Source organism: Phyllobacterium calauticae (assembly GCF_019991125.1).
In the GTDB taxonomy this organism is placed as follows: domain Bacteria; phylum Pseudomonadota; class Alphaproteobacteria; order Rhizobiales; family Rhizobiaceae; genus Phyllobacterium; species Phyllobacterium calauticae.
Window position 1 is genome coordinate 443,936 of the sequence record NZ_JAGENB010000002.1, and the last position, 25,961, is coordinate 469,896.

23 protein-coding genes are annotated in these 25,961 nt (G+C 61.4%); 13 read left to right on the top strand and 10 right to left on the bottom strand.

The features are described from left to right. Positions 1-84 precede the first annotated feature (84 nt). Genes thiC through J1W56_RS08095 form a run of 4 tightly spaced genes read left to right on the top strand, consistent with a single transcriptional unit; the run spans position 85 to position 3,847 of the window. Positions 85-1,917 (top strand): phosphomethylpyrimidine synthase ThiC, encoded by a 1,833-nt coding sequence (thiC, locus tag J1W56_RS08080; protein ID WP_223612794.1) that lies wholly within the window; start codon positions 85-87, stop codon positions 1,915-1,917. Then, the gene (gene thiO / locus J1W56_RS08085; RefSeq protein WP_223612795.1) at positions 1,917-2,870 is read left to right on the top strand and encodes a glycine oxidase ThiO; all 954 of its coding nucleotides are present in this window, start codon (positions 1,917-1,919) and stop codon (positions 2,868-2,870) included. Before thiC ends, thiO begins: the two co-directional genes overlap by 1 nt. A gap of 2 nt (positions 2,871-2,872) precedes the next feature. Continuing rightward, positions 2,873-3,070: a sulfur carrier protein ThiS gene (gene thiS / locus J1W56_RS08090; protein WP_223613463.1), complete on the top strand. Its 198-nt coding sequence runs from the start codon at positions 2,873-2,875 to the stop codon at positions 3,068-3,070. 3 nt (positions 3,071-3,073) lie between these two features. After that, positions 3,074-3,847, top strand: a complete 774-nt coding sequence (locus J1W56_RS08095) for a thiazole synthase (protein ID WP_223612796.1) — start codon at positions 3,074-3,076, stop codon at positions 3,845-3,847. Here J1W56_RS08095 and J1W56_RS08100 read toward each other — a convergent pair whose 3' ends face one another. Both J1W56_RS08100 and J1W56_RS08105 read right to left on the bottom strand, forming a co-directional pair. Beyond that, a complete protein-coding gene (locus J1W56_RS08100; protein ID WP_223612797.1) occupies positions 3,848-4,447 on the bottom strand; it encodes a class I SAM-dependent methyltransferase in 600 nt (199 codons plus the stop codon). It lies immediately after the preceding gene. Between the two features lie 16 nt (positions 4,448-4,463). Beyond that, on the bottom strand, positions 4,464-4,913 hold the full coding sequence (locus J1W56_RS08105) for an RrF2 family transcriptional regulator (RefSeq protein WP_223612798.1): 450 nt from the start codon (positions 4,911-4,913) through the stop codon (positions 4,464-4,466). A gap of 305 nt (positions 4,914-5,218) precedes the next feature. Between J1W56_RS08105 and J1W56_RS08110 the strand changes: the two genes are divergently transcribed. The 4 genes from J1W56_RS08110 (at position 5,219) to cysW (ending at position 8,481) form a co-directional block, all read left to right on the top strand. Beyond that, positions 5,219-5,410: a hypothetical protein gene (locus J1W56_RS08110; RefSeq protein ID WP_223612799.1), complete on the top strand. Its 192-nt coding sequence runs from the start codon at positions 5,219-5,221 to the stop codon at positions 5,408-5,410. 274 nt (positions 5,411-5,684) lie between these two features. Continuing rightward, positions 5,685-6,689: a sulfate ABC transporter substrate-binding protein gene (locus J1W56_RS08115; RefSeq protein WP_223612800.1), complete on the top strand. Its 1,005-nt coding sequence runs from the start codon at positions 5,685-5,687 to the stop codon at positions 6,687-6,689. Between the two features lie 102 nt (positions 6,690-6,791). Further along, positions 6,792-7,634, top strand: coding sequence for a sulfate ABC transporter permease subunit CysT (gene cysT / locus J1W56_RS08120; RefSeq protein WP_223612801.1), 843 nt, complete (start codon positions 6,792-6,794; stop codon positions 7,632-7,634). A gap of 19 nt (positions 7,635-7,653) precedes the next feature. Next, complete coding sequence (gene cysW / locus J1W56_RS08125; RefSeq protein WP_374042689.1) at positions 7,654-8,481, top strand: sulfate ABC transporter permease subunit CysW; 828 nt, start codon at positions 7,654-7,656, stop codon at positions 8,479-8,481. On the opposite strand, the gene J1W56_RS08130 is transcribed toward cysW, so the two are convergent. The 5 genes from J1W56_RS08130 to J1W56_RS08150 all read right to left on the bottom strand — a co-directional run bounded on the left by J1W56_RS08130 (position 8,478) and on the right by J1W56_RS08150 (position 15,220). After that, complete coding sequence (locus J1W56_RS08130) at positions 8,478-9,038, bottom strand: alpha/beta hydrolase (RefSeq protein ID WP_223612803.1); 561 nt, start codon at positions 9,036-9,038, stop codon at positions 8,478-8,480. The genes cysW and J1W56_RS08130 overlap by 4 nt on opposite strands. Positions 9,039-9,203: 165 nt before the next feature. Continuing rightward, positions 9,204-10,154 carry a lysylphosphatidylglycerol synthase domain-containing protein gene (locus J1W56_RS08135; protein ID WP_223613464.1) on the bottom strand — a complete coding sequence of 317 codons (951 nt, stop codon included), beginning with the start codon at positions 10,152-10,154 and terminating at the stop codon, positions 9,204-9,206. A gap of 60 nt (positions 10,155-10,214) precedes the next feature. Continuing rightward, the gene (gene ybaL / locus J1W56_RS08140) at positions 10,215-11,972 is read right to left on the bottom strand and encodes a YbaL family putative K(+) efflux transporter (RefSeq protein WP_223612804.1); all 1,758 of its coding nucleotides are present in this window, start codon (positions 11,970-11,972) and stop codon (positions 10,215-10,217) included. Positions 11,973-12,159: 187 nt separating this feature from the next. Continuing rightward, positions 12,160-14,694 (bottom strand): protein translocase subunit SecD, encoded by a 2,535-nt coding sequence (secD, locus tag J1W56_RS08145; RefSeq protein ID WP_223612805.1) that lies wholly within the window; start codon positions 14,692-14,694, stop codon positions 12,160-12,162. Between the two features lie 109 nt (positions 14,695-14,803). Further along, a complete protein-coding gene (locus J1W56_RS08150) occupies positions 14,804-15,220 on the bottom strand; it encodes a hypothetical protein (RefSeq protein WP_223612806.1) in 417 nt (138 codons plus the stop codon). Positions 15,221-15,499: 279 nt separating this feature from the next. On the opposite strand from J1W56_RS08150, the gene J1W56_RS08155 reads away from it, so the two are divergent. Genes J1W56_RS08155 through guaD form a run of 3 tightly spaced genes read left to right on the top strand, consistent with a single transcriptional unit; the run spans position 15,500 to position 18,755 of the window. Continuing rightward, positions 15,500-16,153: a 2OG-Fe(II) oxygenase gene (locus J1W56_RS08155; protein ID WP_404928123.1), complete on the top strand. Its 654-nt coding sequence runs from the start codon at positions 15,500-15,502 to the stop codon at positions 16,151-16,153. A gap of 59 nt (positions 16,154-16,212) precedes the next feature. Further along, positions 16,213-17,442, top strand: coding sequence for a urate hydroxylase PuuD (locus tag J1W56_RS08160; protein WP_223612808.1), 1,230 nt, complete (start codon positions 16,213-16,215; stop codon positions 17,440-17,442). After that, a complete protein-coding gene (gene guaD, locus J1W56_RS08165) occupies positions 17,439-18,755 on the top strand; it encodes a guanine deaminase (RefSeq protein ID WP_223612809.1) in 1,317 nt (438 codons plus the stop codon). Before J1W56_RS08160 ends, guaD begins: the two co-directional genes overlap by 4 nt. Positions 18,756-18,777: 22 nt before the next feature. On the opposite strand, the gene J1W56_RS08170 is transcribed toward guaD, so the two are convergent. Genes J1W56_RS08170 through J1W56_RS08180 form a run of 3 tightly spaced genes read right to left on the bottom strand, consistent with a single transcriptional unit; the run spans position 18,778 to position 22,632 of the window. Then, entirely contained in the window at positions 18,778-19,365 is a 588-nt protein-coding gene (locus tag J1W56_RS08170; protein ID WP_223612810.1) for a sarcosine oxidase subunit gamma, read from the bottom strand. Next, positions 19,358-22,348 carry a sarcosine oxidase subunit alpha family protein gene (locus tag J1W56_RS08175; protein ID WP_223612811.1) on the bottom strand — a complete coding sequence of 997 codons (2,991 nt, stop codon included), beginning with the start codon at positions 22,346-22,348 and terminating at the stop codon, positions 19,358-19,360. The genes J1W56_RS08170 and J1W56_RS08175 overlap by 8 nt, the downstream gene beginning before the upstream one ends. Further along, entirely contained in the window at positions 22,345-22,632 is a 288-nt protein-coding gene (locus J1W56_RS08180; RefSeq protein ID WP_223612812.1) for a sarcosine oxidase subunit delta, read from the bottom strand. The genes J1W56_RS08175 and J1W56_RS08180 overlap by 4 nt, the downstream gene beginning before the upstream one ends. 334 nt (positions 22,633-22,966) lie before the next feature. Here J1W56_RS08180 and J1W56_RS08185 point away from each other — a divergent pair, with 334 nt between their 5' ends. After that, positions 22,967-25,513: a mechanosensitive ion channel family protein gene (locus J1W56_RS08185; RefSeq protein WP_223612813.1), complete on the top strand. Its 2,547-nt coding sequence runs from the start codon at positions 22,967-22,969 to the stop codon at positions 25,511-25,513. Between the two features lie 154 nt (positions 25,514-25,667). After that, a complete protein-coding gene (locus J1W56_RS08190) occupies positions 25,668-25,931 on the top strand; it encodes a hypothetical protein (RefSeq protein ID WP_223612814.1) in 264 nt (87 codons plus the stop codon). The last annotated feature ends 30 nt before the right edge of the window (positions 25,932-25,961 follow it).

The window sequence follows — 25,961 nt, forward strand, 5'->3', positions numbered from 1 at the left end:
ACATCCGTATCCGGATTCGCAATCTCTTTTCATCCTTCCGGCACAGAACTGGGTTTCCACGCTTGATTGCTTAGGAGCCTGATGATGACCGCAATTACCCCAACCGTTTCGGCAGGACCGCTGCCGGCCTCGATCAAAATATACAAACCGGGCCATATTCATCCGGATATCCGCGTGCCGTTGCGCCAGATATCGGTGCATCCGACAGCGGGCGAGCCGCCGGTGACGGTGTACGACTCGTCCGGGCCGTATACGGATGCCAACGCTGCCATTGACATCGCCAAGGGCCTGCCGCGCATCCGCGCAAGCTGGCTTGCCGACCATACCGACCTTGCCGCCTATGACGGCCGCCATGTCAAGCTGGAGGACAATGGCTTCGTCACCGGCGAACGGCTGACACCGGAATTTCCGGTGCGCAACCGGCCATTGCGGGCGAAGGGCGATAAAGCCGTAACGCAGCTCGCCTATGCCCGGGCGGGGATCATCACGCCGGAGATGGAATATGTGGCGATACGCGAAAACCTCGGCCGCGACGCGGCGCGGGCGCAGCTGGAGCGCGACGGCAATTCCTTCGGCGCGTCGGTGCCGGATTATGTCACACCGGAATTCGTCCGCGAGGAGATTGCCCGGGGCAGGGCGATCATTCCGGCCAATGTCAACCATCCCGAACTCGAGCCCATGATCATCGGCCGGAATTTCCTGGTGAAGATCAATGCCAATATCGGCAATTCGGCGGTGACCTCTTCCATGGCTGAAGAGGTGGAGAAGATGGTCTGGGCCATCCGCTGGGGCGGCGATACGGTGATGGACCTGTCGACCGGCCGCAACATCCACAATATCCGCGAATGGATTATCCGCAACGCCCCCGTGCCGATCGGCACCGTGCCGCTCTATCAGGCGCTGGAAAAGGTCGGCGGCATCGCCGAGGACCTGACCTGGGAGGTCTATCGCGACACGCTGATCGAACAGGCGGAGCAGGGCGTCGATTATTTCACCATCCATGCGGGTGTTAGGTTGCATTACATCCCGCTGACCGTCGACCGTGTTACCGGCATCGTGTCGCGTGGCGGCTCGATCATGGCCAAGTGGTGCCTGCATCATCACCGGGAAAGTTTCCTCTACGAACATTTCGAGGAAATCTGCGATATCTGCCGTGCCTATGATGTCAGCTTCTCGCTGGGTGACGGGTTGCGGCCGGGTTCCATCGCCGATGCGAACGATGCGGCGCAGTTTGCCGAGCTGGAGACGCTGGGGGAACTGACGCAGATTGCCTGGGCCAAGGGCTGCCAGGTGATGATCGAGGGCCCCGGCCACGTGCCGATGCACAAGATCAAGGCGAACATGGACAAGCAGCTTGCCGTCTGCGGCGAGGCGCCGTTCTACACGCTGGGACCGCTCACCACCGATATCGCGCCCGGTTATGATCACATCACGTCGGGGATCGGTGCGGCGATGATCGGCTGGTTCGGCACCGCCATGCTTTGCTATGTCACGCCGAAGGAACATCTGGGCCTGCCCAACCGCGACGATGTGAAGATCGGGGTGATCACCTACAAGATCGCCGCCCATGCGGCGGACCTTGCCAAGGGCCATCCGGCGGCGCAGGTGCGGGACGATGCCCTGTCGCGGGCCCGTTTCGAGTTCCGCTGGGAAGACCAGTTCAACCTGTCGCTCGATCCCGAAACGGCCCGGCTGTTCCACGACGAGACATTGCCGAAGGAGGCACACAAGGTCGCGCATTTCTGCTCGATGTGCGGGCCGAAATTCTGTTCGATGCGGATTTCCCACGATATCCGCGCCGAAGCGCAGAAAGAGGGCATGTCAGCCATGGCGGAAAAATTCCGGCAGGGCGGTGATCTCTACATGCCGCTGAAATCAGCAGCTGTACCCGTTCCGGTCGGGGGTGACGAGTTCTGATGCGCATCCTTGTCAAAGGCGCTGGCGTGGCCGGGCTCACCGCTGCGCATGAACTGATGGCGCGGGGCGCGGACGTAACCGTCTTCGACCCGCGCCGCGACACGTCATCGACCGCCTCCTGGTATGCGGGCGGCATGCTTGCGCCCTATTGCGAGCGGGAAAGTGCCGATGAACAGGTGCTGGAACTCGGATTGAAGGCTGCCTCCTGGTGGGAGGCGGCCCTGCCGGGGCGCGTCGTGCGCAACGGCACGCTGGTGCTGGCGCCAGCGCGTGATGCCGGGGAATTGGACCGTTTCGCCTCGCGCACCTCGGGTTTTGCCGGCGTGGACGCACAGGAACTGGGCAGTCTCGAACCCGACCTTGCGGGGCGGTTCCGCCGGGGGCTGTTTTTCCGGGACGAAGCGCATCTCGATCCGCGCCGCGCCCTGACAGCCCTGGCGGCCAAGCTTGCCGCATCCGGCGTTCGCTTTGAGAACGAGCGGGACGAGGGCAAATTCGACCGCATTGTCGACTGCACCGGTTATTCCACGGCCAAGCCGGATCTGCGCGGGGTGCGCGGTGAAATGCTGATCCTGCAAACCCGCGACATCGCGCTGGCCCGGCCGGTCCGGCTGATCCATCCGCGCTTTCCCGTCTACATCGTCCCGCGCGCCGATCACCTCTTCATGGTCGGCGCGACGATGATCGAAAGCGATGCGACGGGGCCGGTCACCGCCCGGTCGATGATGGAACTGCTCAATGCCGCCTACAGCCTGCATCCGGCCTTCGGCGAGGCAGCGATCATCGAGACCGGTGTCGGCGTGCGCCCGGCCTATGCGGACAATTTTCCGCGCGTCGAGCGGGATGGCCGGGTGATCAGCATCAACGGATTGTACCGGCACGGATTTTTGCTGGCGCCTGCCATGGCGATGCAGGCGGCGGCGATGGCTTTTGACTCGGAGAAGGTAGCTTGATCATGAGACTGATCGTCAATGGAGAGCCGCACGAGGTTGCGGCCAAAACACTGGCCGATTTGCTCGGCGAACTTGAGTATGAGGGCGAATGGCTGGCGACCGCGCTCAACGGCGAACTGGTGCGGGCGACCGCGCGCGCTTCCGTGGCGCTGAATGAAGGCGACCGGGTGGAAATACTTACCCCCCGGCAGGGAGGCTGAGCCATGCTGACCCTTTATGGCACCGAACTGTCCTCGCGCCTCCTGCTTGGCACCGCGCAATATCCGTCACCGGCGATCCTGATGGATGCGGTGAAGGCATCGGAAACCAAGATCGTCACGGTGTCGCTGCGGCGCGAAATGGCGGGCGGCAAATCCGGCGACAGGTTCTGGTCGCTGATCCAGTCGCTCGGCGTGCATGTGCTGCCCAACACGGCGGGCTGCCACACGGTCAAGGAAGCGGTGCTGACCGCCCAGATGGCCCGGGATATTTTTGCCACCGACTGGGTCAAGCTCGAAGTCATCGGCAATCACGACACGCTGCAGCCCGATGTGTTTGCGCTGGTCGACGCGGCGCGGATCCTGACAGCGGATGGCTTCAAGGTGTTTCCCTATACGACAGACGATCTGGTCGTGGCGGAGCGCCTGCTCGAGGCGGGGTGCGAGGTGCTGATGCCGTGGTGTGCTCCGATTGGATCGGCGCTCGGCCCGCTCAACCTGCATGCCCTGCGTGCCCTGCGCGGGCATTTCCCCGAGGTGCCGCTCATCGTCGATGCCGGTCTCGGTCGGCCGTCCCATGCCGCCACGGTGATGGAACTCGGCTTTGATGCGATCCTGCTCAACACAGCGGTTGCCAAGGCTGCCGACCCTGTCGCCATGGCCGCAGCCTTCGCCAAGGCGGCGGATGCCGGGCACATGGCGTTTCACGCGGGCATGCTGGAGCCGCGCGATGTGGCGGTGCCGTCAACGCCGGTCATCGGAAAAGCTGTCTTTACCTGATCAGGGCTGCTTGGTGGCGATGACGTGCAGCCATTGCGTCGGCTCACGGTCATAGCCGCTGCCCATCAGCGCAGCGATATCGATATCGTGCCAGCGATCTTCGCCATAGGCCTGGCGCAGCCATTCCGGCGAGGGATAGTTGAAGTAGCGGCCGAAGCGGTCACGGCCTTCGGCCGTACCGGCCTTGAAACTGGCAAAGAACCGTCCGCCGGGTTTGAGGGCGCGGTTGATATGGCTGATGATAGCGGGCAGGCCTGCGCGCGGCACGTGCAGCAGGCAGGCACTGGCCCAGACGCCGTCATAGGTATTCTCATCCGCAATGTCCTGAAACTGCAGGACATTCACCGGGATGCCCAGGCGCTTCTGCGCTTCGGCTGTGATTTCGGGCGAGCCATCCGTCGGCACCACGGCAAAGCCATGGGCAAGCATATGGGCCGTGTCGTCACCGCCGCCGCAGCCAAGCTCAAGGATTCTGGCGCCGGGAGACAGCAGGGCGAGGTAGGCGTCGAGATGGTCAAACGCGCGCGCCTGCGACTGGTTGGCGTAACGCACGGCTTCATCGGCGTAAAAGGCCAGTGTTTCCGGATCGTTGGCGGTCATGGTGTTTCCCGAGGGGTTAGCTGTCGAGCACGGCTGCCAGCTTGCCGCCATCGCCATAGGCGAGGCAATCGGCAATCGTGGTCTTATCGAGCACGCCGCGCGTGACATTGGCGACTTCGCTGAAGACATGGCGGATTTCGCACTTGTCCTCGCTGTCGCAGTCTTCGCAGCGCCGGTAGGCAATCTTGCTGAGGCACGGCAGGGGCGCAATCGGCCCGTCGATCAGCCTGAGGACCTCGCCGAAGGTGATGTCTTGCGCCTGCTTGAGCAGGAGATAGCCGCCCATCTTGCCGCGGCGGCTCATGACGATGCCCTGATGTTTCAGGTCGAGCAGGATCTGTTCCAGGAACTTCTTCGGAATGTTCTGTTCTTCCGCGATGTCCGAAATGAAGAGGGCCTTTTCGGCATCGGCTCTGGCGAGAACGACAAGCGCCCGGAGCGCATATTTGGCTTTCTGCGAAATCATGATTGTTGCCTGACCACCCTATGAGATGCAGTCATAGTCCCTCGCGTCACTTTTTCTAGTGCTAAAACGTTAAAAAATGCAGTTTTTTCATGGCGGCCGAATGTCTTAAAAATGGCTGTTAAGGCTCTGAAAAATAATCATTCATTAAGAATTAAGCGCCCGGAAAGTTGCGAAAGCGTTAAAATCGATACACGATTAAACAGGTAGTGATTGTTGACAAATTTTTACAACCGGTCATCATCGGGTATCGGTTGTCTCCTGGAGGCAGCTGCACTCTGCAACCCAATTGTTCCCTGGAGGTCGCAATGTACAGTGAAGTATCAGGCATCTTTAATCGGGCAGAACGCCTGTGGCGTGAGGTATTCGCCTCGGAAACACTCGATACCGATACACGGGATGCGAAGAAGCGGGACAGCGACGAGGCCTCGGCCAAGCGTCATCGCAACTGGACCGAGGAGGATTTCCTCTGGTGCTGGCAGCATCGCGGCTTCTGGTAAACCGCGCTTTCGATCACGACGCTGCCTCGCGGCATCGCGGGGTGGAAGCGGATTGCGGAACCGGCCCGGATAGACCGGGCGAATATTTCATTTTAGTCATTTCTTGGAATAAAGTTTTAAGAAGCAAGGTATTGTTGGAATTCCAATTCTTCCGCTCCCGGAGATTTGGCGGCATTCTCAGAAAAAATATCCGTTCTCCTATGACATCGCTGGGTTGGATGGGGCTGGGTTCATTTCGACAGCACGATCCGTGCTGGCTGCTTGGGAGAATGCAATGAAAAAACTGTTCGTCTACGCCACGGTTGCTCTGGCGCTCGGCCTCGGACCGGTGAAAGCCGCGGAGCCGACCGGAATCCTCAACGTGTCCTACGATGTTTCGCGCGAGCTCTACGAGCAGGTCAACAAGGCCTTTACGGCGGCCTACAAGAAAGAGGCCGGCAAGGACATCACCGTCAACCAGTCGCATGCGGGGTCGTCAAAACAGGCCCGCTCGATCCTGGAAGGGCTTGAAGCCGATGTCGTGACCTTCAACCAGGTCACCGATGTGCAGGTGCTGCATGACAAGGGCAATTTCATTCCCGCCGACTGGCAGTCGCGCCTGCCGAACAATTCCTCGCCCTATTATTCCCTGCCGGCCTTTCTGGTGCGCGCCGGCAATCCGAAGCACATCAAGAACTGGGATGATCTCGTCCGCGACGATGTGAAGGTGATCTTCCCGAATCCGAAAACCTCCGGCAATGCGCGCTACACCTATCTGGCCGCCTATGCCTATGCGCTTGAGGCCAACAACAAGGATCAGGCCAAGGCGCAGGATTTCGTCAAGAAACTCTTCGCCAACGTGCCGGTGTTCGACACGGGCGGCCGTGCCGCAACCACGACCTTTGCCGAGCGCGGCATCGGCGATGTGCTGATCACGTTTGAAGCGGAAGTGCTGGGTACGCGCAAACAGCTGGGCGAAGACAAGTATGAGGCGGTGGTGCCGCCGGTCAGCCTGCTGGCGGAGTTTCCCGTCACTGTTGTCGACAAGGTCGTCGACAAGCGCGGATCGCGGGCAATTGCCGAAAACTATCTGAAATTCCTCTATACGCCGGAAGGGCAGGACATTCTCGCCCAGAACTTCAACCGCGTGAATGACGAGACCATCAAGGCGAAATATGCCGCGCAGTTCCCCGAGACGCGTCTGGTGACCGTCGAGGACGTTTTCGGCGGCTGGGACAAGCTCTCCAAGGAGCATTTCGCCGAGGGCGGCATCCTCGACAAGGTTTTCACCAAGCGCTGATCAGCGGCTGATGAACCCGAAGGCGGCATGGCGTTGGCTGTGCCGCCGCGTTCTTTGCAACCACTCGCTTGCTTTCATGCGAACAGGCTTTAGAACCCGAGCATGCCGTTGTTTTCAAAATCCAGCCAGCGCGGATTGTTGCCGGGGTTCAGCCTGACCCTCGGCGTGACGCTGCTGTACTTCGCCATCATCGTGGCGCTGCCCTTGCTGGCGATGCTGTACAAATCGGTCAATCTCGGCTGGTCGGATTTCTGGACCATCATTTCCTCCGAGCGGGCGGTCGCAACCTACAAGATTACTGTCGGGGCGGCGCTGCTTGCCACGCTGTTCAATGCGCTGTTCGGCCTGCTGCTTGCGTGGGTGCTGGTGCGCTACGAATTTCCGGGGCGGCGGCTGCTGGATGCGGTGGTCGACCTGCCGTTCGCGCTGCCGACCGCCGTTGCCGGTCTTGCGCTCGTCACCGTCTTTTCCGCCAATGGCTGGTTCGGCCGCTATCTCGAACCGCTGGGGGTGAAGATCGCCTATGCGCCGCTCGGCATCGCCATCGCCATGATGTTCACCAGCATTCCCTTTGTCATCCGCACGGTGCAGCCGGTGCTGGAGGATGTGGCTGTGGATGTCGAGGAAGCGGCGCGGTCGCTGGGAGCGACGAACTGGCAGATTTTCGCGCGGGTGATCTGGCCCGCGATCTTCCCGGCCTTCATTGCCGGATGCAGCCTGTCCTTTGCCCGCAGCCTCGGCGAATTTGGCGCCATCGTCTTCATCTCCGGCAATCTGCCGTTCGAGACCGAGGTGATGTCGCTGCTCGTGTTCATCCGCCTCGATGAATATGACTATCCCGCCGCGGCGGCCATTGCCACCGTGATGCTGGTGCTGGCGTTCCTGATGCTCTTTGTCACCAATTCCATTCAAGCCTGGCAGCTCCGTTATGCAGACCGCAGCTGATCTCGCCGCCCCGGCCAAAATGCAGTCGTCCCGGCGGCATGGCCAGCGCCCGGCACGCACGGCGCACTGGCTGCTGATCCTCGCCGCCATGGCCCTGTCGGCGCTGTTCATCGGCGTGCCGATCGCGGTGATTTTTACCTATGCGCTGCGCGAGGGCATCTCCGTCTATATCGCACAGATCACCCAGCCCGCGACATTGCATGCGATCTGGCTGACCGTGCTGACGGCCATCGTCGTGGTGCCGATCAACATGGTCTTCGGCATCTGCGTCGCCTGGCTGGTCACGCGTTTCCGCTTTCCCGGCCGCCGGCTGCTGATCACCTTCATCGAGATTCCGTTCTCCGTCTCGCCGATTGTCGCGGGTGTGACCTATCTCTTCCTCTACGGCAGCCAGGGCCTGCTCGGTCCGCTGCTGGAGAGCCACGACATCAAGATCATGTTCACGGTACCGGCGATCTTTCTGGTCAGCCTGTTTGTCACCAGCCCGTTCGTGGCACGCGAACTCATTCCGCTCATGCAGGCGCAGGGCAGCGAGGACGAGGAAGCGGCCATCACCCTCGGGGCAACAGGGCTGCAGACATTCTTCTATGTCACACTGCCGAATATCCGCTGGGCGCTGCTCTATGGCGCGGTGCTGTGCAATGCGCGCGTCATGGGCGAGTTCGGCGCCGTGTCGGTTGTGTCAGGTGCCATTCGCGGCCAGACCAACACGCTGCCGCTGCAGATCGAACTGCTGTTCAACGACTACAACGTCACCGGGGCCTTTGCTGCCTCGTCGACCCTGGCGCTGATAGCGGTGGTCACGCTCATCCTCAAATATGTTCTGGAACGCAAGCAGGCGGGCTAGGCCGCCCGCCTGGTGCGAAGGGCATCGTCCGGCCGCCGCATCGACTGCGCCAGGATATAGCCTTCCGGCCATGCGCCGAAACCGCTGGCAACGTTGATGTGGCCGGCATGGCGCATGTCGACAAATCCCGAGCCCCAGATATCCGCCAGTGCCTGCGCCTTGTTGAACGACATGTAGGGATCGTCGCGGCTGGCGGCGACGATGGAGGGAAAGCCGAAATCGTGACGCGGCAGCGGGGCAAAGCTGCGGAATTTCGGGTCCTGCACCGCCATGCGCTCGGCATCGGCCGGTGCCACCAGCACGGCGCCTGCCACATGGGCGGCGGAGGGGCGGCTGGCCAGATGGGCGACAAGCACGCAGCCCAGACTGTGGGCAACGAGAATGGCGCCGGGTGTTTCCGAGATCGCCGCCTCGAGCACGTGCAGCCACTGCGACAGAACCGGGTTTTCCCAGTCATCCTGTTCGACAAGGCGGGCGGTATCGTCATCGGCCAGCCACTGCCGTTGCCAATGGCCTTTCTCGGAGCCGAGATATCCGGGAATGATCAATGTTGTCATCAGGCACCCATCCTTCCAGCTTGGGGAGGAAATGTTGAAATCACAGCCTGAAAATAGGTGCCAGCCCCCATTCTTTGAAGGAATGGGGGTCTAAAGTCGGGGTGTATTGGAAAAAAATTCCAATGCGAAAATCCGGAATCGTGAAATCGGTCCGGCGTTGACTGCTCAGGTCTCGCTGTCCTTCTTGTACCAGCGCAGGAGCAACTGCGAACGCTCGAAGAACAGGACGACAAGCAGCGACAGGGCAAAGGGGATCAGCAGGTAGAACAGGCGGAAGATGATCAGTGCGGCCAGCACATCGGCCTGGTTCATGTCGGGAAGCCCGGTCAGGAAGACCAGTTCCAGTACGCCGAGGCCGCCCGGTGCATGGGAAATGAGGGCGGCGGAAAACGAGATGAGGAAAATCCCGAGCACGATGAGAAAACCGGGATTGCCCGCTTCGGGCAGGGTGAAATAGATGATGGCGGCGGCGCCGATCAGTTCCAGCGGCCCGACGATCAGCTGCTGGGCGACAACGGTCAGACGCGGATATTCGAGCGTGAACTTGCGGATGCGCAGCGGGCGCAGCTGCAGCCAGCTGCCGAAGACATAGAGCAGCACGAAGGCGAGGGCGCCGAAGCCGAGGAGATAGCTGAGGGAAAGCGGCAGCTCATTGTTGAAGCGCTGCAATATTTCCGGTTCGATCAGAAGCACGAATGCGCTCAGGGTGATCGTGCCGAGCATGAAGGTGAAGGAGCAGAAGGCAATGAGCAGGGCGATTTCCGCCGTGCTCATCCCTTGCGAGGAATAGGCGCGATAGCGCACCACCGCACCCGAGATCACAGAGGCGCCGATATTGTGCGAGAGCGCATAGGTGGTGAAGGAGCACAGGGTGATGAACAGCCAGGAAATCTTGCGGCGCAGATGCAGGAGGGCAATCCGGTCATAGCCCGCAAGGGCGGCATAGGCGAGCAGGGAGGCAAGGGCGGCCAGAATCCAGCGGTGGGTCGGAATCGCATAGAGACTGTGGATCACATCCTCAAGAGATATGCTCCGCAACTCCCGGTAGAGGAGCCACGCGGAGACAGCAACAGCGGCCAAGCCGATCACCGGCCACATATAATCCTTTAACTTCATACCCATTCCCGTCCAATCATTCTCACCTGGCTTGCGCCGCGAACCCCGTTTTTTCTTTGGTTATGCCGATAAGGGCTCCTCCGGCTTCGGTTTGTCGAGATCGAGAATATGCGCGACAATCCCCCGGGCAATTTCCCGCTCGCCCATGATCACTGCGTCGGCACCCAGATCCTGCAAATGCTGGACCTCGGCGTCCGAATGCGCGCGCGCCAGGATGCTGATGGCCGGGTTGGCGGCACGCGCCTTGACGACGATCTGCCCGGCTTCGAAGGCATTCGGAATGGCGATGATCAGCTGCCGGGCTTCGGCAAGGTTAGCCGCGGCCAGCACATCGCCATTGGCGGCATTGCCGACGATGGTTTCCACATCGTCATCGCGCAGCTTTGCCACGGTCTTGTCGGCATCTTCGATCACCAGAAACGGCTTGCCGACTTCCTTCAGCGCATCGCCCACCAGACTGCCGACACGGCCGTAACCGATCAGCACCGCGTGGTTGGTGAGGGTGGTCGGCTGCAGTTCTTCCACGTCGGGTTCTTCGACGACCGTCGTCTCGGGGCTGGCTTCCGTTGCCGAGGCGGAGCGTTTTTCCAGCCACGGTTTCAGATATCCCACCCCGGCAAAGACAACCGGATTGAGCAGGATCGACAGGATGGCGCCGCCGAGAATGAGATCGCGCCCTTCCTGCGGCAGCATGCCGAGCCCGACACCCAGCTCCGCCAGAATGAACGAGAATTCGCCGATCTGCGCCAGACTGGCCGAAATGATCAGGGCGGTCCCGGTGGGATAACCGAACGCCAGCACGATGAAGAAGGCTGCCAGCGACTTGCCCACCACGATGATCGCAAGCGTTGCCAGAAGCGGCAGCGGATCGTTGATAATGGTCATCGGGTCGAACAGCATGCCGACGGAGACGAAGAACAGCACGGCGAAAGCATCGCGCAGCGGCAGGGATTCCTCTGCCGCCCGGTGGCTGAGTTCGGATTCGCTCATGATCATGCCGGCGAAGAAGGCGCCGAGCGCCAGCGATACGCCGAACAGTTTCGACGCGCCGAAAGCCACACCAAGCGCAATGGCCAGCACGGCGAGCCGGAACAGTTCGCGCGAACCGGTATGGGCAATGGCATGCAGTGTCCACGGGATGACACGGCGGCCGACGATCAGCATCACGGCGACGAAGGCGGCAACCTTGCCGAGCGTCAGCCCGATGATGCCGCCGATGCCGAGATTGAAATAGGCGACGATGGGGTCGCTGGCGATATGGGCAGCGGCCTCGACCGCCGGGTTCTTGCCGTTGACGGCATCGGCAATGGCTGGCAGCAGCACCAGTGCCAGAACCATGGCCAGGTCTTCGACGATCAGCCAGCCGACGGCGATGCGCCCGCGTTCCGTCTCGATCAGGCGGCGCTCCTGCATGGCGCGCAAAAGCACGACGGTACTGGCAACGGACAAAGCGAGACCGAAGACAAATCCCGCCTGCATGCTCCAGCCAAGAATCCAGGCAAGTCCGGCGCCGAGCAGGGTTGCCACGACGATCTGGACGATTGCACCGGGAATGGCGATGGCCCGGACCGACAGCAGATCCTTCAGGGAGAAATGCAGCCCGACGCCGAACATCAGCAGAATGACGCCGATCTCGGCAAGCTCGGCCGCCAGTTCCTGGTCGGCGACAAAACCGGGTGTATGGGAGCCGGCAAGGACACCGGCAAGCAGGTAACCGACAAGGGGAGGAACGCGCAGACGGTTGGCAATCGCACCGAAGATGAAGGCCACCACAAGGCCCACAACGATTGTCGCAATCAGCGGCGTTTCATGAGGCATATGTCGGTGTCTCCCCCTGGGTCGTGATGAAAAATAATAGAGTCAATCTGTCTGCAGCCAATGACTGCCTCAGTATTGCGTACACATGATGTCTTGCAAACAACTTTTGTCGTTCTGCGGCGCATGAAATGCAATTTTTTTCATACGCCGCAGATATTTAGCTTGGAGAGCTCAGATCAGGCTCCGCTCAGCTCTTCACGGCCGGTGTCTCGCTCGATCCGATGCGGTGCTGGTGGTTCTTTTCCCACCATGTTCCCAGGAGCAGCAGGATCGGGGCCGCGATGAAGATCGACGAACTCGTGGCGATCACGACACCGAAAAGCATCGGCAGCGCGAAGTTTTCCACGGCCTTGCCACCCCAGATTGCCATGGGCAGCATGGCAAGGAAGATGGTGACGGAGGTGTAGATACAACGGGCCAGCGTCTGGTTGATACTCATGTCGATGATCTGGCGCAGCGGCATCTTCTTGTGAATGCGCAGGTTCTCGCGCATGCGGTCATAGACCACCACCTTGTCGTTGACGGAGTAGCCGATCATCGTCAGAAGCGCGGCGATGGCGGTGAGGTTGAAATCCAGCCCCATCAGGGCGAAGAAGCCGACCGTCTTCGTCGTGTCGAGAATGAGCGTCGCAATCGCGCCGAGGGCAAAGTGCCACTCGAACCGCCACCAGATATAGAGCAGCATGGCGATACTGGCGAGGATGACCGCCAGGACACCCGAGCGCGCCAGTTCCTGGCTGACCTTCGGTCCGACGACTTCCGAGCTTTCGATCTTCACGCCGGCATCGAGCTGTTCGACCGCGGCCTTGACCTTGGTCACGGCAGCCGTCTGGGCCTCTTCGCCGCCATCCTGGCGCTGGACGCGGATCAGGACCTGATTATCGCCGCCGGCCTGCTGCAGCACGACCTCTCCGAGGCCGAGTGCTTCCAGCGAGCTGCGCATGGTGGCGAGATCGGCGGGTTTCGACGTGGTGACGGCAACCTGGATGCCGCCCTTGAAGTCGATGCCGTAGTTGAGGCCGGGATGGATGAACAGGATCACCGAGGCGATCGACAGGAAGATCGAGACGCCGATACCGAAGAAGCGGGCGTTCATGAAGGAGATTTTCGTGGTCTCCGGAACCAGCTTGACCACGTGCTCGATGTGGATGGTCTTCATCTTGCGGCGGCGGACGATGGCCGTCATGACGATGCGCACGACGGTCACGGCGGTGAACATGGAAATCAGCGTGCCGATGACCATGGTGACAGCGAAGCCGCGGATCGGGCCGGTGCCGAACAGGAACAGCAAGAGCGTGGAAATCAGGTGCGTGACGTTCGCATCGACGATGGTGGCGTAGGCGTGCTTGAAGCCGCGGTCGACGGCGGCCATGGCGCCGATGCCTTTGCGGGCTTCTTCACGGATACGCTCGTTGATGAGAATGTTCGCATCCACCGCAAAGCCGATGCCAAGGATGATGGCTGCGATGCCGGGCAGAGTGAGCGTGGCGCCAATAAGGCTGAGGACACCGAATGTCAGGATGACGTTGAGCGCCAGCGCCAGATTGGCAATGAAGCCCCACGTGCCATAGAGCACGAAGATGAAGCCGACGACGAGGGCGAAGCCGACAAGACCGGTCAGGATGCCCATCTTGATGACGTCGCCGCCGAGATCAGGACCGACCGTGCGTTCTTCGATGACCGTCAATGGCGCGGGCAGGGCACCGGCGCGCAGCAGGGCGGCGGTTGTCACCGTATCCTGCACCGTGAAATTGCCGGTGATCTGGCCGGAACCGCCGGTGATCGGCACCTGAATGACGGGCGCGGTCAGCACCTTGCCGTCGAGAACGATGGCGAAGGGACGGCCGACATTCTGGCTGGTGATTTCGGCAAACTGACGCGCACCGACATTGTCGAAGCGGAACGAGATGATCGGCTGGTTGGTCTGCGGGTCGAAGGCGGCGCGGGCGTCGGTCAGGCGTTCGCCGCTGAGCGCAACGCGGTCCTCGACGGGATAGGTCTGGCCGGGATTCTTGGCATCCGGCAGGATGGAAATGCCGGGCGGCGGCGTATCGCCGAAATTGCGGTCGGCGACCATGTGGAACGTCATCTTCGCCGTGCTGCCGAGCAGTGCGCGCAGCTGGGACGGGTCCTGCAGGCCGGGAAGCTGGACGACGATACGGTCGGAACCGACGCGCTGGATCGAGGGTTCGGCCACGCCGACCTGATCGACGCGGCGGCGGACGATTTCAAGGCTCTGCTGCAGGGCGTTGTCGAGCCTGTCCTTCATGCCGGCGTCCGTCAGGGTGAGACGGATCGTGTTATCGGCTGAGGTGATGTCGATATCGCTGACCGGGGCGGCAAAGCCGACCTGCGCAACCTGGGCGGTCAGTTCCTTCAGAACCGTCACGGCGCGGTCGCGCTGTGCCTGGTCGGCAATGGTCACGATGACGGAATCACCGGCGATGCGGACCGACTGCGCCTGGATGCGTTCGGTGCGCAGCTTGTTGCGCGCATCGTCCAGCATGGCGCGGACGCGGTCCTTCTTCAGGGCTGCGGCGTCCACTTCGAGAACGAGATAGGAACCGCCGCGAAGATCGAGACCAAGCGAAATCTGCTTTTTGGGCAGCCAGTTGGGCAAGGCATCGAGCTGTGCCTTGGTGAAAATATTGGGCAGTGCGAGGATGATGCCCGCAATAATGATGAAAATATAGGTTCCAAGAACCCATTTCGAAGTGCGCATATCAGTGTTCCGTCATGAATTGCGGCGAGGCTGCCGGGAAATGGTCGCGTTTGTTCCGGGCGGCTGCCGATGGTGTTGCGTTGGAACCGTTGCCAAGCAACGGATTGCCTCAGGCAAGCGCGGCGGGGGGAGCCCGGGCGCTGAAAACGCTGATCCGGTCAAGCGCCAGGCTTGAACCGGTTTCGGAGGGAGTGGCTGGCTGTGCGCCGGCCAGAATCAGGGAAATCCTGTCCGGAACGATGCCGTCATGGGAATTCGTATCCGCGCGCACGCCGCTCTTGATTTTCAGGTGCAGGGCTTCGAGCGCAGCGATACGCATGGAATTCTGCACGGGGGCGGAGCGATTGTCGCTCTCATGGGCGAGGCGGGCATCGTCGCGCACCGGTGCGCTGGCCCGGTTGTTGCGCAGGTCCGTTTCGGGAGCGGCGATATAGACGGCCCCCAGGGTGGCAATGAGCCAGAAGATAGAAATCAGCAGCGGAGCGGATCCACGCCTTTCTGATTTGCCATTTCTGTTCAAGCCCATATGCGTTTCCAGCAGTTCCCGTTCGCGGTCTGTCAGACCCCGTTGCGACTCTATTTATGAAGTCCGGCAAGCCGAGTCACTTAAAATCGTCGTGTGCCCGGCCTCATGGACAAAAAAACCGTCGTTTTTGTGAAGCGCAGGCCCTTTCATGCCCCCTGTGCAGGAAACGGGTGGTTGATCGGCTATCATTGCGGTCTCCTGTGCAGGAATTTCTGCGTGAGTAAGGATGCTGCAATGCCAGACATGAGCCCGATCGATTGGACCGCCGCACAAACGGAGATGGAGGCTTTCGGCTGCACCATCCTGCGCAATGTCCTGTCGCGCGCCGAATGCACGGCGCTGGCGGATAGCTATCCCGACGATATGATTTTCCGCAAGCGCATCGTCATGGCGCGGCACGGCTTCGGGCAGGGGGAGTACAAGTATTTCTCCTATCCGCTCCCCGAAATTGTCCATGGGTTGCGTGAAGCGCTCTATCCGCCGCTGGCCCGCATCGCCAACCGTTGGAACGAGCAGATGGGCATCGATATCCGCTATCCCGATGCGCATCAGGCATTCATCGAGCGTTGCCACGGTGCCGGGCAGGACCGGCCGACGCCGCTGCTGCTGGAATATGGCGCGGGCGATTACAACTGCCTGCATCAGGATATTTACGGCGTTCACGTGTTCCCGCTGCAGGTGGCGTTTCTGCTGAAAGAGCCCGGAGCGGATTTCACCGGCGGCGAATTCGTGTTGACCGAACAGCGTCCGCGCATGCAGTCGCGGGCGGAGGTGGTGCCGCTGCGGCAGGGCGACGGCGTGGTCTTTCCGGTCAGCCAGCGCCCCGTCAAGGGATCGCGCGGCTATTACCGGGTCAACATGCGCCATGGCGTCAGCCGCGTGCGCAGCGGCCAGCGCCATACACTCGGGATTATCTTTCACGATTCCAAGTAGTTCATCACCTTGCATCGGGCCGCGAACACACGCATTGTGATGCTTTGCATGAGGCCCCGATGGATTACCTTATTTTCTGGGAATGGCTCAGCTTTGCCGCCCGCTGGTTGCATGTGATCACTGCAATCGCCTGGATCGGCTCATCCTTCTATTTCATCGCGCTCGATCTGGGGCTGCGCCGCCATCAGGGCCTGCCGCAGGGGGTGAACGGCGAGGAATGGCAGGTGCATGGCGGCGGCTTCTATCACATCCAGAAATACATGGTCGCGCCGCCGCACATGCCGGAACATCTGATCTGGTTCAAATGGGAGTCCTATGCCACATGGCTCTCCGGCTTCGCGCTTCTGTGCATCGTCTATTATGCCGGTGCGGACCTTTATCTCATCGACCGCAACGTTCTTGACGTCTCGACGCCGGTGGCGATCCTCATTTCGCTCGCGTCCATCGGCCTTGGCTGGCTGATCTACGATCTCCTGTGCAAGTCGCCGCTGGCGAACAATGACACGGCGCTGATGCTCATTCTCTATGCGGTCATCGTCGTCATGGCGTGGGGCTATACGCATCTGTTCACCGGGCGCGCCGCCTTCCTGCATCTTGGCGCATTCACCGCCACGATCATGTCCGGCAATGTGTTCCTTCTGATCATTCCGAACCAGAAGAAGGTCGTTGCCGATCTGATCGCCGGCAAGACGCCCGATCCGAAGCTCGGCAAACAGGCCAAGCAGCGCTCGACCCACAACAACTACCTGACGCTGCCCGTCATTTTCCTGATGCTGTCCAACCATTATCCGCTGGCAAGCTCGACGGAATTCAACTGGGTCATCGCCGCGCTGATTTTCATCATCGGCGTGCTCATCCGCCACTATTTCAACTCGAAACATGCCGGAACCGGCAATCCGCACTGGACGTGGCTGGCCTCGGTCGTGCTGTTCATCGTCATCATCTGGCTGTCGACCGTGCCGAAGGTGCTGCAGGGACCGGAAAAAGTCTCAAGCGCCGCTGCGCCCTTTCTCGCCGCGCAGAACTTTCAGGAGGTGCGCGACACTGTCATGGGACGCTGTTCCATGTGCCATGCGGCGGAGCCGTCCTTTGAGGGGATCATGCACGCGCCCAAGGGAATTCGCCTCGATACCGACGAACTGATTGCGACTCATGCCAGCCAGGTCTATCTGTTCGCCGGTGCCAGCCACGCCATGCCACCGGGAAACCTGACGCAGATGACAGATGCCGAGCGGTCCCGGATCGTGGCGTGGTATCGTTCTGCGGTATCGGGAAAATCCACGCAATGACCGAACTTCTGTTACGCGGACGTCTGCTGACGTTTCACGACGAGCCGCTGGCGGGCGACGCCAGCCCGGACGCATTCACCTATATCGAGGATGGCGGACTGCTGATCCGCGACGGCAAGATCCGGGCCATCGACGATTATGCCCGCCTGCGCGCCGGGGACGGCCGGAATGTCGAAGTCATCGACCATCGCCCGCATTTGATCATGCCGGGCTTCATCGATACCCACATCCATTACCCGCAGATGCAGGTTGTCGCCTCCTATGCGGGCGAACTGATGGAATGGCTGAACAAATACACTTTTGTCGAGGAGCAGAAATTCTCCAATCAGGGCCATCCCGAGCGCATCGCCTCGGCCTTCTTCGATGAACTGATCCGCCACGGCACCACCACGGCCGCCGCCTATTGCACCGTGCACAAGGCGTCGGTCGAGGCATTTTTCACCGAGGCGGACCGGCGCAACATGCGCATGATCGCGGGCAAGGTGATGATGGACCGCAACGCGCCGCCCGGTCTTCTCGACACGGCGCAGTCGGGCTATGAGGACAGCAAGGAACTGATCGGCAAATGGCACGGAACCGGGCGCCAACTCTATGCCATCACGCCGCGCTTTGCACCGACATCGACGCCGGAGCAGCTGGAGATGAGCGGGGCGCTGGCCCGCGAGTACCCCGATCTGCACGTGCAGACGCATCTGTGTGAAAACACCGCCGAAATTGCCTTCGTGGCTGAGCTGTTTCCGTGGAGCCGGGACTACACGCAGGTTTATGAGCATTACGGCCTGCTTGGTCCCAAGACGCTGCTTGGCCATTGCATCCACCTGACCGATGCGGAAATTGCCGCCATCGCCAACAGCGGGTCCGTCGCGGTTTTCTGCCCGACCTCGAACCTGTTCATCGGCAGCGGCCTGTTCAATCTGGCGCGCCTCGAGGCGTCCCGTCCGCCGGTGCGCCATGCCATCGCCACCGATATTGGCGGCGGCACATCCTATTCCATGCTGCGCACGCTGGATGAGGGCTACAAGATACTGAACATCCAGGGCCAGCGCTATCATCCCCTGCGCTCATACTATCAGGCGACGCTCGGCAATGCCCGTGCACTGTCGCTGCAGGGCATCATCGGCTCGTTTGCGCCGGGCGCGGAAGCGGACTGCATTGTGCTCAATGCCCGCTCCACCCCGGCCATGCGCCTGCGCATGGAAACGGTGGAAACGCTCGTCGAAGAGCTGTTCCTGATGCAGACCATGGGCGACGACCGCACCATTGCGGAAGTCTATATCGCGGGAAAACCGGCGAAGAGCCTGCTCGCATCATAACGGGCGGCAAGCCGGAAACTGCTCATTCGACGCGGTAGCCGACTTCCGCCGCCGCATGACCCAGCGTCTGCCAGAACGAACGGGCAAAGGTGCGGAACACGTAGAGGTCGAAGGTCTCCGCGTCGATCCGCTGGATATTGGCGTGGATATCGTGATGCAGCGTGGCGCGGCCGAAGCCGACGGGAAAACCATGCTCGGAAAAGTCGATGGCAAACAGCTTCGACAGCACCCATTCCGACCATGGGCCTTTGACGCGGATGGCGCTGCGGCCATGGGTCAGATCGACGATCGTGCCGGTTTCCAGCGGTATGGCCTTGCGCAGGCGGTCTTCCAGATCAGCGGACGGGCTCACGACGAAATAACGTCCGGGCGCGAAACCGAAGGCGGATTTTTCGCCCGCACTACGCCCGGCACCCGGTTTGTCCGGGACATTCAATCCGGTCACATCACCGATGGCGGTCAGGATGGCGGGGATGGTCCCGCGCCATGCGGTCACCTGCACGATGGAAACGTCGCTGCGCTCGGTCAGGACAAGGCCGATGCCGCCAGCGGAGTTGCCATGGTCACCGGGAACGAACGTGTGCCCGAGGGGAGATTGTGGTTCAGCCATGCATCCGGCTCCCCTCTGGATCAAACATGTGGTGACTGACGATCTCGACCGCGCCGTGCTTGCCGCGCAGAAGGTCCGTCGCATAGGCGCGGTTGCCGATCATCGACGTGCCGTGCTTGACCAGCGCCAGCGCGATGTATTTGCCGAGCGCCGGGGAATAGCAGGCGGCGGTGACGTGGCCAAAGCTGTCGGCAGGTTCGCGCGGCGCCGCATCGCTGACGATATGGCTGCCGCCATTGATCGACTGGTTGTCGAGCGAGATCAGCCCGACGAGTGACAGGCGGTTTTCATCGTTCAATCCCGCGCGGTCCTTCATGCCGGAGCCGATATAGGGCTTCTTTTTCGACAGCATCCAGTCGAGATGCAGGTCGTGCGCGGTGGTCCGGCCATCGATTTCGGCGCCGGTGACGTGGCCCTTCTCGATACGCAACGTGCCAAGCGCTTCCAGCCCGTAGGGCATGATGTCAAAGGGCTTGCCCGCTTCGAGCAGCGCTTCCCAGACCTGCGTGCCATAGCCGGCGCCGCAATAGACTTCATAGGCCAGCTCGCCCGAGAAGGAGAGGCGGCAGATCATGACCGGCACATCGCCGATAAAGCCGTGCACGATGCCCATGAACGGCAGGGTTGCATTGTCGACGCCGGTTCCCGTGACGCAGGCTTCCAGAACAGCCCGGGCTTTCGGGCCCGACACGGCCGTCCCGGCCCAGACATCGGTGACCGAGGTCAGGTGCACGCGCAGGTCCGGCCAGACGCAATCCAGATAGAATTCCAGATGCTGCATGACATTTCCGGCATTGGCCGTTGTGGTCGTCATCAGGAACTGTGTTTCACTGAGGCGCCACGTGGTGCCGTCATCATAGACAATGCCGTCCTCGCGCAGCATCAGGCCGTAGCGCGCCTTGCCGACCGGCAGCGTGGAAAACATGTTGGTGTAGACACGGTCGAGAAATTCGCCCGCATCGGGACCCTGAATGTCGATCTTGCCAAGGGTCGAAACATCGACAATCCCGACGCTCTGGCGCACCGCGCGCGCTTCACGCACATAGGCCTGCTCGACCGTCTCGCCGTGGCTGCCATAGATCATCGGGCGGTGCCACAGGCCGGCTTCATAGGTCCTGGCGCTGTTGGCGAGATGCCAGTCATGCATCGGGGTCAGCCGGTGCGGCCGCAGGTCGCCATAGCGTTCGCCGGCGATAGCACCGAAGGATACCGGCGTGAAGGGCGGGCGGAAGCGGGTGGTGCCTGCCTCCGGAATGGTGATACCGCGCACATCGGCCATGATGGCAAGGCCGGGAATATTCGATGTCTTGCCCTGATCTGTCGCCATGCCGAGCGTGGTGTAGCGCTTCAGGTGCTCGACCGAATGGAAGCCCTCGCGGTAGGCGAGGCGGATATCGTCGGCGGTGACATCGTGCTGGAAGTCGACGAATGCCTTTTGCGATTTGGCCGCCGGCTCGATTTCAAACACGGGGGCGGGCGATGCATCGAACATCGGGGCATCGACCGCAGGCAGCTTCGGCTTGGTCTTGGAGGAGGTGCCCTTGGTCGCGCCATCGGAGAACACGCTGACCGTATCCATGTACCCCGCTGCGGATCCTGCCGTCACCCAGTTCTGGTTGGCCTCCGGCGGCAGGAAGGCCTGCAAATCCTCGTCCCACTCCGGCTTGCCGCCCGCCTGGCTGGCGAGGTGGATCGCCGGGGACCAGCCGCCGGATACGCCGAGGCAATCGGTCTTGATTTCCCGCGCCGCGCCGGAGACATGGCCGGTCTGCGCATTGAAATGCTGCACGGTAATGGAGCTGAGCGTCTTGCCCGCATGGGTGCCGGTGACGGCGTGGCCGAGGACCAGTTCCGCCCCCGCCGCCGAGGCAATCTCGATGCAGGCGCCGGATACATCCGCGCGCACATCGACGATGGCAACGATATTGACGCCCGCCTGCGCCATGGCGCGGGCTGCCTCATAGGCGCTGTCATTGTTGGTGAACAGCGTCACATTGGTTCCCGCAGCCACACCATATTCGACCGCATAGCGCCTGACCGCATCGGCCAGCATGACGCCGGGGCAGTCATTGCCGGGGAAGACAATCGGCCGCTCGAATGCACCCGTCGCCAGAATGGTCTTGCCGGTGCGGATGACCCAATGGCGCTGGCGCGGCTGCCCCTTGGTGCGGTTCGGCTTGAAATCGGAGACATGCTCGATGGCGGTCAGGACATTGCCGTCATAATAGCCCCAGACGGAGGTCCGGGTGAGAAAACGCACATTGGCGCGGCCCGCGAGCGCTGCCGCCTTTTCCCGCGCCCAGACTGCGGCGTTGCGTCCGTCGATCAGCTCCGCCGATGCGAGCAGCGCGCCGCCGGCAACCGGCCGTTCCTCGGCGATGATCACCTGCGCGCCGGTTTCCGCTGCGGCTTCCGCAGCCAATAGTCCAGCCGGGCCGGTGCCCACCACCAGCACGTCGCAGAAGGCGTTCATGCGCTCGTAATGGTCGGGATCGGCGGCAATGCCCGCCCTGCCGAGACCGGCGGCGCGGCGGATGAATTTTTCGAAGAACATCCAGACCTTGGTGCTGCGCAGCGGGCCGATGGCCGGGCCCATGAAGGTCTTGTAGTAGAAGCCCGCCGACAATATCGGACCGGCCAGCTGGTTGATGGCCATGACATCGTGTTCGAGCGAGGGAAAGCGGTTCTGGCTTTCGGTGACGAGGCCGTCATGGATTTCCAGCTCCGTGGCGCGGACATTGGGTTCGCGCACATCGCCGTTGAGAACGGTGACGAGCGCATTGGGCTCGTCGCTGCCCGCAGCAAAGACGCCGCGCGGCCGGTGATATTTGAACGAGCGGCCGAACAGCGTCACGCCATTGGCGAGGAGGGCCGAGGCCAGCGTGTCGCCGGGATGGCCGCTATAGGCCTTGCCGTCGAAGGTGAACCGCACCGTCCTGGCACGGTCGATCCGTCCACCCTTGGGGAGCCGTGACGCGGTCATGGGCGATCACCGCCTTTCCCGGCGGCAACGGCATCCCGGGCAAGGCCCACGGACGAAATGACATGGGTCGCCATATCGCGCGTGACGATCAGATGCTGGCGGCAGCCGCCGCTGTGCAGCCAGAACTCACGGTGCGCGCCCATGGGATTGGCCCGCTCATACACGTAGGCGTTCCATGCGGCCTGATCGGATGAGGCCGGGTCGGGGCGCTGGCGTGTCGCGTCGCCCTGATAGGTGAATTCGATGACGTCGCGCGGGCCGCAATAGGGGCATTTGATGATCATGGTCTTCTGGTCTCGAAAGCGAATCTGTTGCGGTTGGACGTTTGTTTCCCGATTGTGCCAGTCAATAGTGTGCATCTGTACTGGTCAAGATGAGCGCGAGGCGAAGGCGAGCAAAATTGTGACTTTGGCAAGTTTCCGGCCTGCCGCAGGTGTGACGATGCATGATTACCCCAACATTATGCTACTGTCGCATTGCTGGAATGGTCATCACGATAGCGGCGAGCACTGTCAACAAGCCGACCAGTCGCGAGAATGAAAGCAGAAAGTGCCTTGATTGTGCCGACATGAACGGGCAAATCGACGAAGCAAACTGTTCATAAATGGATCTGAACCCGTGATCTCATCTTTCCTTCGGCAGATTCTTCTGACGATTGCCGCCGTTCTGTTTCTGGCGGCCCCGGTGCAACTGGCTCTGGCGCAGACCCCGGCGCAAGCGCCGGCAGCCACATCGCCCGCACCAGCCCCGGCACCGGAGCCTGCGCCCGCCGCAGCGGAGCCGGCACCCGTGGCGCCAGCGCCAGCGCCTGCCCCCGCCGTCAAATCGAACATCGTCGCCGAACAGCGCCCGGCCATCGACGCGCTGAAGAAGCAGATCTCGACCTATGAACAGAAATTCAAGCAGAAGGCCGATGCCGACGCGGCGCTTGCCAATCTGCGCCTCGATCTGGAAGCGAGCGCCAAGAAACTGCTGGATATCGGCGTTTCGTTCCGGCCGCGCATCACCGAGATCAATGCCCGCCTGGAACAGCTGGGCGCACCGCCCGCGCAGGGGCAGCCGGCCGAAGCGAAGATCGTCACGGATGAACGCACCCGCCTGACGACGGAAAAGGCGGAGATCAACGCGGTTCTCGGCGAAACCGAAGACCAGCTGCTCGAAGTCAACAAGATGATCGATGCGATCGGCGATGCCCGGCGCGAGCTTTTTGCCAATACATTGTCGCAGCGCGTCGACATCAACTATTCCCTCGGCAGCGAAGTCATCGAAGCCTATGGCCGGGAAATGGGCACGATGAACCAGCTCATTTCGTCCTGGTGGCGCTTCGTCATCACGTTCAAATGGCAGTCCCTGCTGGCTGCCGCCTTCTTTGCCGCGATAACCGCCCTGGTGCTTCTCATCGGCGGCCAGCGGTTGCTGGGGCATCTCTATCTGCGCGATCCGGCGGTTGAAGAGCCCTCCTATCTGAGCCGTCTGGCTGTTGCCTTCTGGTCGACCCTGATGCGGTCGCTGACCGTCGGCGTGTTTCTGGCCACGACCTACTTTTTCCTCGGCTATTTCAATGTGCTGCGCCCGGATATCGCGTCGCTGATCTACACGCTGTTTTCGGTGATCGGCATCGTCTATTTCGTGCATGCCCTGGCCCAGGCCGTCATTTGCCCGGGCGCGCCCAACTGGCGTCTGGTGCGCGTTGCACCGCGTCCGGGCCGCATTCTCATGGTTCTGGTCACGGCCACGGCGACGATCACGGGGCTCGATTATCTCGCCAATACGGTCAACCAGATTGCATCCTCACCCCTGTCGCTGACGGTGGCCAAGAGCCTGTTTGCAACGGTTCTGGTCGGGCTGCTGATCCTCGCCATGGCGTTTCTGAAACCCCTGGAGAACGAGGAGACCGGCGAAGCCCGGCGCTGGCCAAGGCCGCTGCGGCTGTTCCTTTATGCCATCGGCCTCATTCCGATCATCGCAGCGTTGCTGGGCTATATCGGTTTTGCCCGTTTCGTCTCGCAGCAGATCGTCATCAATGGCGCCGTGCTCGTGACGATGTATCTGGGTTTCCTCACGGCGCGCGCGGTGGCCGACGAGAATGCATTGGGCGGCACGGTGCTCGGCAGCACGGTGCAGACGCGCTTCGGCATTGATGACTCGACACTCGATCAGCTTGGCCTGATCGCCAGCATCATCATCAATATTTTCGTGCTTCTCCTCGGCATTCCGGTGATCCTGCTGCTCTGGGGCTTCCAGTGGAGCGAGATGACCGTCTGGTTCCTCACCATAGCCACCGGTTTCCAGATCGGTTCGGTGACGATTTCGCTGGTGGCCATTGCCGTCGGGATCCTGCTGTTCGCGCTGTTCTACTTCTTCACACGCTGGTTCCAGGGCTGGCTGGATGTGCGGGTGATGGCGCGCGGCAAGCTGGATTCGGGCGTGCGCAACTCGATCCGCACGGCGGTCGGCTATCTCGGCCTCGGCATGGCCGGGCTCATCGGCATCTCGGCGGCGGGCATCAATCTCTCCAGCCTCGCGCTGGTGGCCGGCGGTCTGTCGCTCGGTATCGGTTTCGGCATGCAGGCGATCGTCTCCAACTTCGTCTCCGGCCTGATCCTGCTCGCCGAGCGTCCCTTCAAGGTCGGCGACTGGATCGAAACCAGCGGCGTCGGCGGCATTGTCAAGAAGATCAGCGTGCGCGCGACCGAGGTGGAAACCTTCCAGCGCCAGTCGATCATCATTCCCAACTCGTCCTTCATCAACGGCAATGTCGGCAACTGGACCCACCGCAACAAGCTGGGGCGCGTCGAAATTCCCATTGGCGTTTCCTACAAGGTCGATCCGCGCCGCGTGCATGCCATCCTGATGGACATTGCCCGCAGCCATCCGCTTGTCCTGAAAAATCCGGAGCCTTTCGTGCAGTTCAAGGCGCTGGGCGATTCCAGAATGGATTTCGAGATGCGGGTGCATCTGGCTGACCTGTCGAATTCCGGCACCGTGCAGAATGAAATCCGCTTTGCGCTGGTCGATCGGTTTGCCGAGGAGGGGATCGAAATTCCGTTCCCGCAGCGCGACGTCAATATCCACCTCGATGACGCGGATGCGATCGTGCAGATGATCACCGAGCGGGTGAAGGCGGAGCTGAAAGCACCGGTGAAGAAGACGACCAAGACCTGAGAAGCGGTGTGCGGGGCTAGTGCCCCACTTTCGTCTAAATCACGGAAAAATAACGGGGCGTTCAGTTGCCGTTCAGTTTCACCCCGTTATAACTGGTGTCGAAAAGGGCCGGTTGAGCCCGAGGCAACAGGGGCGGTGGAAGCACCGGGGTGATATGAACAAGTTTGCAGTTGTCATTCTTACGAGCACTATTCTGGCCGGACCCGCATTTGCTGCCAGCCTGAAGAACAGCGACGCCAGCGCTCAGACCATCGTCGTGACCGAAGGGTCAAGCAAGACCCAGCTGCAGGTTGCAGCCGGAGACACGGTTGAATTTTGCAGCGGCGGCTGTTTCGTCACCTTTCCCAATGGTGACCGCGAAGCCCTGACCGGTGCGGAAACCATAGAAATCAAGGGCGGCAAGGTTTCGATCAAGTAACCCGGCCACCGCCGATTGCTGAGATAAAGG